This window comes from Nocardiopsis lucentensis DSM 44048 (assembly GCF_000341125.1).
Lineage (GTDB): Bacteria > Actinomycetota > Actinomycetes > Streptosporangiales > Streptosporangiaceae > Nocardiopsis > Nocardiopsis lucentensis.
The window spans coordinates 1-11,092 of record NZ_ANBC01000345.1; the positions used below are offsets into that span (position 1 = coordinate 1).

Below are 11,092 nucleotides of genomic sequence, written 5' to 3' on the forward strand. Positions count from 1 at the left end.
CCTACCGCTGCTCACGACGCACCCGGTACAACCCGTCGATCTCCTCAGCGAACGCACGCAACACCGCATCACGCCGCAACTCACCCGACGGAGCCACCAACCCCGACTGCACCGTGAACTCCTCCGCCAACACATGGAACGACCGCACCGCCAGATGCCGCGGCACACTCCGATTGGCCTCATACACCAACCCCTGCACCTCCCGCAGCAGGTCCCGATCCCCCGCGATCTCCTCCGGCGCCATCGACAACGGACGCCCGTTCACCAACCGCCAGTACTCCAACTGGTCACGCACCAACGTCACCAACGCACTCGCGAACGGCCGCCCCTCCACGATCACCAACACCTGACTGATCAACGGATGCGCCCGCAACCGAGCCTCGAACTCCGCCACCAGCTCCGCGTCACCCCCCGACGCCTCCGCCACAACAGAATCCGACTCACCCTCCGACCCCTCAACCACCGGCGCCGCCAAAGCCCCAGGAACCACCCCCTCCAACGGCTCAGCACCCCCAGACGACTCCACCGCACCCGACACGGCCACGAACCGCCCCGGCACCTCCACCGTCGCCGCCTGCGGCCGCAAACGCCCACTCAGCCGAACAAACCCCGCCTCATCGACCTCAGCGACCACCCCCGTCGCCAACCACCCCTCACGAAACGCCGTCCCCGAAGCCTCACCATCAGCCCAATACCCCGAGAACAGACCACCACCGCGCACGTGGATCTCGCCCTCACGCGACACCCACACCTCACGATCAGCCAGAGCACGCCCCACCGACCCCGCCGAACGATCCCCCACCGCGTTCGCCGTGAACACACCAGCCGTCTCCGGGACACCGAACACCTGCATCACCGGCACACCCACACCGCCATAGAACTCATCCAACCGCTGCGACAGACCCCCGCCCCAGCACACCGCCAGATGCACCCGGTTACCGAACATCTCCCGCACCTTGGCGAACGACCAGTCATACATCGACCGCGACAACCGCCGCCACGCACCCTTCTTCGGCGCCCGGTCGAACTGCACCGCCGCCTCGGCCGCCGCGTTGAACGTCCCCAACGAGTCCCACCCCGTCGAGTGCGCCCGCCCCCGCTCCACCTCATAGGCCTGCTCCAGCAACCCCGGCCCACACACCAGCACCGTCGGCCGAAACGACTTCACCAACCGCGGCAACGACCCCGGCGCGGACAACCCCACCCGCACCCGACCCACCACACACGCCAACAACGACGCCAACCCCGAGATCTCCGACAACGGCAGATCCAACAGAGCACTCGCCCGCCCCGGCTCCAACTCCGACAACCGTGGCCACATCCGGTCCACCACACCAGCCGCCGCCGACAACAGAGCACCGTGCGACAACACCACACCCCGCATCCGCCGCGACACCGTACTCACCGGATACAGCACCACCGCCGCGTCCTCGGGCATCGTCGCATCACGACGGAACCGCACAGCCGAGGCGTCCATGTACGCACCCAACCGCGCGACCTCCGGCAGCCCCTCCTCGAACCGCCACACACGACCCAGGTCCGGCAACTCCCGCTGCAGCGCCGTCACCGCACGCAACAACCGCTCATCCTCGACCACCGCCGCCGCCGGTCGCGTCTCACGCACCACGTGCGTCACCCGCTCCACCGACACCGACGACGACAACGGCACCAGAACCGCCCGCACCGACCACACGGCGAACGCCAGCCTCGCCCAGTCGTGGTGCGTACCCGACACCACCACCACACGGTCACCCTCGGACACCCCAGCCGCGACCAGACCCTTGGCGATCGCCGTCACGTCCGTAGCGAAGGCACCCGCCGTCCGCCGCTCCCAGCCCTCCTCCACCGGCACCGAGAACACCTCGGCATGGGCGTCGACATGGGCCGCCTCATACACCAGGTCACCCAGCCCCGACAGCTCCCGAACCCGCACACCCGGGCTGACACTCGCCTCGCCCATACCCACACATCACCTGCCACGTCGGAGGACGGATCCACACAGAGCGGGACCGCCACACAAAAGGGGAACAGAACGCCTACTGTGCCCGGAGTCCCCACCCGACGGCAACCCGGAGCGATCCGACAAAAACCCAGCGCAGAGCACCCACACGCAGGGTCATCGGACCTTTGACCGCACCGACCACACGAACGCCACCAACGACAAAACCGCCGCCGACACCATCACCACAGCCATACTCCGCACCGACGCCTCACCCGACGGAGTCAACCCCGCCAACGCCGCCACACCGCCACCCAACGCGAACTGCAACGCCCCCATCAACGCCGACGCCGTACCAGCCACCGCCACCGGCTGACCGTCCAACGCCCGCACCGTCGCGTTCGGCATGATGAACCCGACACTGAACATCATCAACCCGAGCAGCCCCGCGACCAGCCCCAACGACGCCACACCCGCCAACGCGACCACCAACAGGGACACCACAGCCGTCAGGGCCACCACCAACCCCAGAGCCAACCGACGCGGCGTCTCCACACGCCCCACCAACACACCGTTGAGCTGCGTACCCGCCATCATCGCCAACGAATTCGCCGCGAACAGCCACGCGTACACCTGCGGCGAGGCCCCGAACTCCTCCTGCGACACGAACGAGAACGACGACACGTACGTGAACAGCATCCCGAAGCTCAACCCCACGGTCAGCACCGGACCCACGAACCGCGGATCCCGCAGCAGCCGACCCACCGTCACCGCCAACTCCCGCGGCCCCCGCACACGCCGCTCCTCCACCGGCAGGCTCTCCGGCAACCACACCAGCACCAACACGAAACTGACCGCCGACACCCCCGCCAGCACCCAGAAACTCAACTGCCACGGACCCACCAACAGCAGCTGCGCACCCACCAACGGAGCCAACAGCGGCGCCAACATCATCACCAGCGCCAACCGGGAGAAGAACCGCACCGCGTCATCACCAGAGAACAGGTCACGAACCACCGCACGCGCGATCACCGCACCAGCGGCACCCGCCACCCCCTGCACGAACCGCACCACCGCGAACACCGTCGCGTCCGGCACGAACACACACAGCACCGACGCCACCGTGAACAGCGCCACACCCACCAACAGCGGCCTGCGCCGACCCCACGCGTCGCTCATCGGACCGATCACCAACTGACCGACCGCGATCCCCAGCATGATCGCCGTCAGCGTCAACTGGATCTGCCCCTCCGTCGCCCCCAGATCTCGCGTGATCTCCGGAAACGCCGGCAGGTACATGTCGGTGGCCAACGGCCCGACCGCCGTCAGCACACCCAGCACCAGCACCAGCCCGGCGACCCACCGCCGGGAGCGGGATCCATCGGACGGAACGGGCCCACCGGCGTCGGCGGGCGTGGACGAGACGTTCGGAGACGGCACGGACACTCCAAATCCAGGGGAGGCAGGGGAACGAGGGGAACACGGTGGTCCGCCTCCGGAAGCGCTCCCGGACACGGACCACCCACTACCAACACCACACACCGACGGAACTGTCCCCCACAACCCTCCGACCGCCTGTGATGTCGGTTACCTCCGCGGCCTCACCGCACCAACCGGTCCAGCAACCGCTCCACCTCCGCCGCCGGATCCTCCGTCAGGCCACCGTGGATCGGCCCCGTCTGCACGATCGTGCTCCGCGGAGCGGTCAGCCACCGGAACCGCTGCCCCGGCCGCTCACGCCCGACCGCACCGGCCCGAACGCCCCCCGCGCACATCACCTCGAACGACTCCAGCGCACGTCGCACGCCGGCCACGTCGACCCCGGGGTCCACGGCCAGCAACCGCCGCTCGTCCAGCGCGGTGCGTGCCGCCAGGAACGCCCGCTCCTGGCAGTACACGACCACCCCGGCGTTGACGCACTCACCCCGCTCCAACCGGGGCACCACCCTCACCAGGGCGTACTCGAACACCGCCCGGTCGCGTTCCTCACCCACACGGCCGGTCGTCACCGCCTCGCTGTACCGCCTCGCCTCGCTCATCGGTTCACCTCCGGCAGCCAGGAGCGGTCCGTCACCCGGGCCAGCAGATGCCGCACGTAGGCCTCCCGAACCTCTTGGGGGGACCCGAACCCGGATTCCTCCTCCAGCCACTCGTCCGGCACCAGGTCCACCACCTCGCGCAGCAGATCCTCGTTCACCCGCGGCCCCAACTCCGCGTCGGCGGCGGCCAGGTCGGGCGCCGACCCCGCCAGGACATGGTCGTGCGCGTCGTAGGGGCGGGTGACGTACCGTTCGGCCCCGGCCCAGTTGTGGTGGAAGATCAGCGTCGCCCCGTGGTCGATCAGGTAGGGGCGCCCGTGCCACAGGAGCATGTTGGGGTTGCGCCACGAACGGTCGACGTTCCCGGTCAGGGCGTCGAACCACAGCACCCGTCCGGCGAACCCCGAGTCCACCTCGACGGAGAGCGGATCGAAGCCGAGCGACCCCGGCAGGAAGTCCATGCCCAGGTTGAGCCCGCCGCTGGCCTTGAGCAGCTCCTGCACCTCCGGGTCGGGCTCTCCCCTGCCGATCACCGGGTCCACCTCGACCAGGGCCAACTCCGGAACGGGCAGTCCCAGGGCCCGTCCGAGTTCTCCGGTGACGACCTCGGCCACCAGCGTCTTGCGGCCCTGACCCGCACCGACGAACTTCACCACGTACATCCCCAGGTCGTCGGCCTCGACCAAACCGGGGAGCGAACCTCCTTCGCGCAGCGGCAGGACGTACCGCGTCGCGATCACCTTTTTCAGCACGCGGACCAGCATAGGGATCGCCCCGCTCCGCCCGGTCGGAGCCCGAACTCCTGACGCGTCCGCTGACGCACGACCTTCACACACCCCGCCCCCACCGACACCTGTGGTCTCAAAGTCCTCTTACGCAACGCTGAACACGTTCTAGGGCACAACCCCGCAGAGTCCGCCACGCCCGAGTGCGGGGTTAGGAGAGAGCGTGCGGCGTAGCCGCGCGATTCTTCGTTTCTCGAAGCTGTGAGAAACAGCTCCGCCACCTTTACATCGTAGATTTTTATGAGTGCGAGAAGGAGGGGGACACCGCCTCCACAGTGTCCCCCTCTCCACGTGACGTGCGTCCTCCCGAACGGCTAGAGGTGGCCCTCGGGGTCCCCCTCCAGATCCCCCGGCACCGTCGGCTCGGGAACCTCCGGCTCACCCTCACCCGGCCGCGGCTCCGGAGCCTGCTCCTCCCCCTCCTCCGCCGGAGTCGGTTCCCCCGCGGGTTCGGACTCCTCCGGATCGACCTCCACCTCCTGCCCGGGCTGCGGGATCTCCGGAGGCGGGAACGTCGACAACCATCCGATCAGGGACGTGCCCCCGAGCATGAGCACCAACAGGAGCACCCCCAGCGCGACCGCCAACCACAGGCTCGCCGCCCCCGCGCCGATCGCGCTGTCCCTCCGGGCCCGCCACGGAGCCCACAACACCACCGAACCGCGCCGCTCCCCCGCCCAGTAGGGCTGGACCACGGGGCCGCCGTCGCCCACCGGACCGCCCCGCGCGGTCTCCTCCAGGACCGCCTCGGCGCCGGGTCCGTCCGTGTCGGCGGGCACCGCCACCCAGAGCACCGACCGGCCCCGGGTGCGGGCCGCCAGCACGTCCCCCCTGCCGCGGACCGACCGCGCGAACCGTTCCCGCGCCTGGGGGTCACCGGAGGCGCCGGCGTTGAGCACCACCACGCTCACTTCGGCCCCCGAAGCGTCCCGCCCCAGGTAGACCACGCCGAGCGAGGACGCGCGCGTCCGGCCGACCAACCGGAACCCGCCCAACTGACGAGGATCACCCTCGTGCAGGCCCTGGGTGGGAACCCCCATGTCACGCCCCTCTCCAGCGAATGCGGTCGCACACGTCGCGCGCGCTGTGTCCCGGACTGCGCCGACCGAAGCAGGTAGTGTCGCCCACAGGCGGATGATGCACACCCTATTCGGCGCCGCCCGTCGGGGCGCCCTGCCGGGAAGGCGGAAGATGTCAGAGAACCCACCCGGAAGCGGCGCCGCGCCCTCCCCCGGCCCGGACAGTGCCCCGGGCGAGCCCACCAGGCTGCTGCGGGCGGCGCTCCACGAGGTGTCCACGGTCATCGTCGGCCAGGAACGCATGGTGGAACGCTCTCTGATCGCCCTCGTCGCCAAGGGCCACTGCCTGATCGAGGGTGTGCCCGGCATCGCCAAGACCCTGGCCGTGTCCACCCTGGCCAAGGTCACCGGCGGCTCCTTCGCCCGGGTGCAGTTCACCCCCGACCTGGTCCCCTCCGACATCGTGGGAACCCGGATCTACCACCCCTCCACCGAGCAGTTCGACGTCGAACTGGGGCCGGTCTTCGCCAATTTCGTCCTCGCCGACGAGATCAACCGCGCCCCGGCCAAGGTGCAGTCCGCCCTCCTGGAGGTCATGGCCGAACGCCAGGTCTCCCTCGGCGGCACCACCTACCCCCTCCCCTCCCCGTTCATCGTCATCGCGACACAGAACCCGGTGGAGTCCGAGGGCGTCTACCCCCTCCCCGAGGCGCAGCGCGACCGGTTCCTGATGAAGGTCAACGTCGGCCACCCGCGCGCACACGAGGAGATGGAGATCCTGCGGCGGATGAGCACCACCCCGCCCACCGCCCATCAGGTCCTGGACCCCGTCACACTCGGCGAACTCCAGTCCGACGCCGAACGCGTCCATGTGCACCAGCTCATCGCCGACTACGTCGTACGCCTGGTCATGGCCACCCGGGAGCCGGAGAACCACGGGATGCCGGACCTGCGCAACGTCCTGGAGGTCGGTGCCAGCCCCCGCGCGACCCTCGGCCTGGTCGCCGCCGCGCGGGCCCTGGCCGTCCTCCGCGGCCGCGACTACGTACTCCCCGACGACGTACGGGTGCTGGCCCGCGATGTCATCGCCCACAGGCTCGTGCTGACCTTCGACGCCCTCGCCGACGGGATCACCCCCGAACAGGTGGTCGACCGGATCCTGTCCACGGTGCTGGCGCCGAGGGTGATCTGGGACGAACCGCCCAGCGGCGAGTCCGCCTCCCTCGCCGCGCCGAGGTGACGGCGTGTCCGCACCCATGATCGGCACCGACCCGCGGTTGCGGGCCGCGCTGCGCCGCCTGGACCTGCGGATCGTGCACCGCCTGGAGGGACTGCTGCACGGCGAGCACCTCGGGCTCCGGCTGGGGCCCGGCTCCGAGGCCGCCGAGGCGCGACTGTACCGGCCGGGCGAGGACGACGTACGGCGCATGGACTGGGCCGTGACCGCACGGACCGACACCCCGCACGTGCGTGACCTGGTCGCCGACCGGGAGCTGGAGAGCTGGACCCTGCTGGACCTGTCGCCGAGCATGGACTTCGGAACGGGCCTGCGCTCCAAACGGGAGGTGGCCGTCGGCGCGATGGTCGCCGCCAACCTGCTCACCCAGCGGGTCGGCGACCGGTTCGGCGCGCACTTCCTGCATCGGGGCACGGTGCGCCGCTGGCCCGCCAGGTCCGGCAAGGAGGCCCTGTTGTCGCTCCTGGCGACGGTGGCCGCGGCTCCCACCGGAGACGAGGAGCGTCCCGCCCCCGACCGGGCCACGCTGGCCGACGCGTGCACCGACCTGGTGCGCACCCGTCGCCGCCGCGGTCTGCGCGTGGTCATCTCCGACTTCCTGGACACCCCCGTCCAGGGCGGTCCCGTCCCCTGGGAGCGGCCGCTGCGCCTCATGGCCTCCCGCCACCAGGTCCTGGTGGTCGAGGTGCTCGACCCCCGGGAGCTGGAGGTGCCCCCGATCGGGGACGTGACCCTGCGCGACCCGCGCACCGGGCGGGTACGCGAGGTCCGCCTGACCCGGTCGGTCAGCGAGCGCTACCGACGGGCGGCGCACGCCCAGCGGACCGCGATCCGGGCGGCCCTGCGCCGCTGCGGGGTCCACCACCTGGTGCTGCGCACCGACCGCGACTGGGTCCTGGACACGGCGCGGTTCGTTATCCACCAGCGGCGGACCGCCCACCACCTGGCACGCCACACGCCGGGAACCCCCAGATGAGCATGGAAGGGCTGAAGATGCGACAGCGACGGCGCGGGGGCGTCCCGCGGAACCGAGCCGACGCGCGGAGGGTGCGGACATGACCTTCCTGGAACCCCAGCGGCTGTGGTGGCTGCTGACCCTGCTGGTGCTCGTGGCGGCCTACGTGTTCGCGCAGACCCGGCGGCGCCGCTACGCGGCCCGCTTCACCAACCTCGCACTGCTTGACCAGGTGGCACCGCAGCGTCCGGACGTACGCCGCCACGTGCCCGCCGCGCTGTTCACGGCGACCCTGGCGGTGCTGATCTCCTCGTTGGCGCTGCCCGCGATGCCGGTGGAGGCGCCTCGGGAGCGGGCGACCATCATCGTGGCGGTGGACGTGTCGCTGTCGATGGCCGCCACCGACATCGAGCCCGACCGGCTCAACGCGGCCAAGGAGTCGGCTCAGGGGTTCGTGGAGACCCTCCCCGACCGGTTCAACGTGGGGCTGGTGTCGTTCTCCTCGGCGGCGACGGTGGTCGCCTCCCCCACGCAGGACCACCAGGCGGTGATCGGGTCGATCGAGAACCTGCGGCTGGGGCCGGGCACGGCGATCGGTGAGGGGGTGTTCGCCTCGCTGGAGGCGATCCGCGGTTTCGACGAGGACTCGCGGGAAGACCCTCCGCCGTCGGCGATCGTGCTGCTGTCGGACGGGGAGAACACCAGTGGCAGAGCGATCGAGGAGGCAGCCTCGGCCGCGGCCGAGGCGGGGGTGCCGGTGTCGACGATCGCGTTCGGCAGCGGCGCGGCGATGATCGAGATCGACGGGTACCGGGTTCCCGCCGACATCGACCGTGAGGCCCTGATGGAGCTGGCGCAGGACACGGAGGGACACTTCTACGAGGCCGAGAGCGAGACGGAACTCGACGAGGTGTACGAGGACATCGGCTCGTCGCTGGGTACCGAGTGGGTCCACGAGGAGATCGTGACGCGTTTCGTGTTGATTGCGATTCTGCTCGGCGCGGCCACCTCTGTGACATCACTCTTGTGGTTTCAGCGTCTGCCGTGACGCTCTGACCTTAGGGGAGAGCAGACAACACCCTGCGTACAGTGACTTTGGCCACATCCCTTTAGGCGGGGTTTACACCTTTTCTGTCTTGCCCACGGGTTAGCGTTGGCATGTTTTGTCCTGCCCATTCAGTTGAGGAACGATGCCGAACATACCCGCCGCGGCCCCGACCGCGATCTGCTTCGACCTTGATGACACCCTCATCGACGACAACGCCGCGTCGTCCACGGGACTGCGCGCGGTCATGGAGCGGCTCGGCCACCCCGACTTCGCCGCGGCACGCACCCTGTGGGACGTGCAGACGGAGATCTCCTTCGGCGCCTACCTGCGCGGTGGGCTCAGCCTGGAGCAGCAGCGCCGCGAGCGCATCCGCGCCCTGGCCGTCCAGGCCGGCCACGCCGACATCGCCGACCAGCACTGCGACGAGCTCTACCACCTCTACCTGGACGCCCACCGCTCCGGCTGGCAGGTCTTCCCCGACACCCTCCCCGCGCTCAACACCCTGGCCTCCGCCGGGTACCGCCTCGCGGTGGTGACCAACGGGGTGGAGGCCCTCCAGCACGCGAAGATGCAGGCCCTGGAGCTGACCCCGTACTTCCACACCGTGGTCTGCGCCGACAGCGCCGGCGCCGGCAAGCCCGACCCCCGGATCTTCGAGATGGCCGCCCAGCGTCTGGGTGTGGACCCGCGTGCCTGCTGGCACGTCGGCGACCAGATCCAGTCCGACGGCGTCGGTGCCGTGGCCTCGCGGATGCGCCCGATCATGATCGACCGCCAGGGTCGCCAGCACCTGGAGGGCGTGACCACGATCGCCAGCCTCGACGAGCTGCTCCAGCTGGTGGGTCTGCCCAGCACAGCCGCCTCGGGGGCGCTGTGACGCCCTCCCCCGCCTCGGAGACGGCGCGCCGCGTCACCGTGCACCTGGTGTACTTGAGCGCGTCCGGCCCGGCTGTGCGCGGGCGGCGGCTGCTGTTCGGCGAGGACCCCGAGTCCGTGGCCCGCGAGCTCGGCGGCCTGCCCGGGGACGCCCCGCTCGTGGCCGTGGACGTGGTGACCGAACTCGCGTCCACTCCGGAAGGGCGACGGCTGCACGTCGACCGGGTGGTGTATGCCGAGCCCCGGGCCCTGGGCGCCTGGCCGTCCGTGCTCCCGACCGCCGGTCTGCTCCCCGCCGTCGGGGAGCTGGCCCCTGACGAGGATCCCGGTGACACCGGGCCGCGGATGAGCCGCCTGGCCTCCTACGGCATGGTCACCGATCCCCGGGGCCGCGTGCTGCTGTGCCTGATCGCCGAGGGCTTCCCCGGCGCGGGCGCCTGGCACCTGCCCGGAGGGGGTGTGGACGCCGGGGAGGACGTCCGCACCGCGCTACGGCGTGAGCTGGTCGAGGAGAGCGGACAGGACGGTGTCATCGGTGACCTGATCACCGTCACCAGCCACCGCCGCACGCGCCCCGGAGAACCGGAGATCCACGGCGTGTGGGTGTTCTCCCACGTGCACGTATCCCGTCCGGGTGAGCCCAAGGTGACCGAGAGAGCGGGGTCGACCGCCGACTGCGCCTGGTTCACTCCCGAGGAGCTGGCCGAGCTGCGTCTGTCGACGACGGCGCGGCGCGGGCTGGAGTTCCTGGTCAGGCACTCCCGGGGTCGTTCTCAGCGCCGCTGATCGCGGAGCCACCACAGGCCCGCGCCGGCGGCGAGCACGGCCAGCCCGGTGGCTCCCACAGGCAGGGGCAGGCTGCACGCCAGCACCACGCATCCCACCAGACCGGTGACCGGTACCAACAGGGGCGGACGGTTCTCGTGTGGGCCGAGCCGCAGCGCCGAGGCGTTGGTGATGGCGTAGTAGACCAGTACCCCGAAGGCGGAGAAGGCGATCGCCCCGCGCAGGTCGGTGAGAAGCACGAGTGCGGCGACCACGGCCCCCACGGCGACCTCCGCGCGGTGCGGTACCCCGTAGCGCGTGTGGACGGCGCCCAGGTACCGGGGCAGGTGACCGTCCATGGCCATCGCGGCCGTGGTCCGCGACACCCCCAGGACGAGGGAGAGCAGCGCCCCCAGGCTGGCGAGGGGC

At 70.5% G+C, this 11,092-nt stretch carries 11 protein-coding genes (1 of these 11 cut by a window edge); 5 read left to right on the top strand and 6 right to left on the bottom strand.

The window, feature by feature from the left end:
• Window position 1: 1 nt before the first annotated feature.
• The 5 genes from D471_RS0112055 to D471_RS0112075 all read right to left on the bottom strand — a co-directional run bounded on the left by D471_RS0112055 (window position 2) and on the right by D471_RS0112075 (window position 5,803).
• Window positions 2-1,960, bottom strand: a complete 1,959-nt coding sequence (locus tag D471_RS0112055; RefSeq protein WP_017598847.1) for an AMP-binding protein — start codon at window positions 1,958-1,960, stop codon at window positions 2-4.
• A gap of 156 nt (window positions 1,961-2,116) precedes the next feature.
• On the bottom strand, window positions 2,117-3,238 hold the full coding sequence (locus D471_RS0112060) for a multidrug effflux MFS transporter (protein ID WP_051059154.1): 1,122 nt from the start codon (window positions 3,236-3,238) through the stop codon (window positions 2,117-2,119).
• A gap of 302 nt (window positions 3,239-3,540) precedes the next feature.
• Window positions 3,541-3,978 (bottom strand): DUF3037 domain-containing protein, encoded by a 438-nt coding sequence (locus D471_RS0112065; protein ID WP_017598849.1) that lies wholly within the window; start codon window positions 3,976-3,978, stop codon window positions 3,541-3,543.
• Window positions 3,975-4,742, bottom strand: coding sequence for a HipA family kinase (locus tag D471_RS0112070; RefSeq protein WP_017598850.1), 768 nt, complete (start codon window positions 4,740-4,742; stop codon window positions 3,975-3,977). Before D471_RS0112070 ends, D471_RS0112065 begins: the two co-directional genes overlap by 4 nt.
• Window positions 4,743-5,077: 335 nt before the next feature.
• Window positions 5,078-5,803, bottom strand: coding sequence for a hypothetical protein (locus tag D471_RS0112075; RefSeq protein WP_017598851.1), 726 nt, complete (start codon window positions 5,801-5,803; stop codon window positions 5,078-5,080).
• A gap of 151 nt (window positions 5,804-5,954) precedes the next feature.
• Here D471_RS0112075 and D471_RS0112080 point away from each other — a divergent pair, with 151 nt between their 5' ends.
• From D471_RS0112080 to D471_RS42305, 5 genes are all read left to right on the top strand, one after another.
• The gene (locus D471_RS0112080) at window positions 5,955-7,022 is read left to right on the top strand and encodes an AAA family ATPase (protein WP_017598852.1); all 1,068 of its coding nucleotides are present in this window, start codon (window positions 5,955-5,957) and stop codon (window positions 7,020-7,022) included.
• A 4-nt stretch (window positions 7,023-7,026) separates the two neighbouring features.
• On the top strand, window positions 7,027-7,995 hold the full coding sequence (locus tag D471_RS0112085; RefSeq protein ID WP_026127647.1) for a DUF58 domain-containing protein: 969 nt from the start codon (window positions 7,027-7,029) through the stop codon (window positions 7,993-7,995).
• A gap of 79 nt (window positions 7,996-8,074) precedes the next feature.
• Window positions 8,075-9,022, top strand: coding sequence for a VWA domain-containing protein (locus D471_RS0112090; protein WP_017598854.1), 948 nt, complete (start codon window positions 8,075-8,077; stop codon window positions 9,020-9,022).
• Between the two features lie 142 nt (window positions 9,023-9,164).
• On the top strand, window positions 9,165-9,899 hold the full coding sequence (locus tag D471_RS0112095; protein WP_017598855.1) for an HAD family hydrolase: 735 nt from the start codon (window positions 9,165-9,167) through the stop codon (window positions 9,897-9,899).
• Complete coding sequence (locus tag D471_RS42305) at window positions 9,896-10,684, top strand: NUDIX hydrolase (RefSeq protein WP_017598856.1); 789 nt, start codon at window positions 9,896-9,898, stop codon at window positions 10,682-10,684. Before D471_RS0112095 ends, D471_RS42305 begins: the two co-directional genes overlap by 4 nt.
• Here D471_RS42305 and D471_RS0112105 read toward each other — a convergent pair.
• Window positions 10,672-11,092, bottom strand: the final stretch of a protein-coding gene (locus D471_RS0112105) for an APC family permease (RefSeq protein ID WP_026127648.1). It continues 833 nt past the right edge of the window; 421 of the gene's 1,254 nt are visible here — the last part of the coding sequence; its start codon lies off the right edge, out of view — the gene reads right to left on this strand; it ends in the stop codon at window positions 10,672-10,674. The two genes, D471_RS42305 and D471_RS0112105, sit on opposite strands and share 13 nt — an antisense overlap.

What these genes read in the sequence shown, in the direction of transcription:
- D471_RS0112055 (WP_017598847.1), bottom strand. Translation starts at nt 1,960, where the DNA reads ATGGGCGAGGCGAGTGTCAGCCCGGGTGTGCGGGTTCGGGAGCTGTCG.
- D471_RS0112060 (WP_051059154.1), bottom strand. Translation starts at nt 3,238, where the DNA reads ATGTACCTGCCGGCGTTTCCGGAGATCACGCGAGATCTGGGGGCGACG.
- D471_RS0112065 (WP_017598849.1), bottom strand. Translation starts at nt 3,978, where the DNA reads ATGAGCGAGGCGAGGCGGTACAGCGAGGCGGTGACGACCGGCCGTGTG.
- D471_RS0112070 (WP_017598850.1), bottom strand. Translation starts at nt 4,742, where the DNA reads ATGCTGGTCCGCGTGCTGAAAAAGGTGATCGCGACGCGGTACGTCCTG.
- D471_RS0112075 (WP_017598851.1), bottom strand. Translation starts at nt 5,803, where the DNA reads ATGGGGGTTCCCACCCAGGGCCTGCACGAGGGTGATCCTCGTCAGTTG.
- D471_RS0112080 (WP_017598852.1), top strand. Translation starts at nt 5,955, where the DNA reads ATGTCAGAGAACCCACCCGGAAGCGGCGCCGCGCCCTCCCCCGGCCCG.
- D471_RS0112090 (WP_017598854.1), top strand. Translation starts at nt 8,075, where the DNA reads ATGACCTTCCTGGAACCCCAGCGGCTGTGGTGGCTGCTGACCCTGCTG.
- D471_RS0112095 (WP_017598855.1), top strand. Translation starts at nt 9,165, where the DNA reads ATGCCGAACATACCCGCCGCGGCCCCGACCGCGATCTGCTTCGACCTT.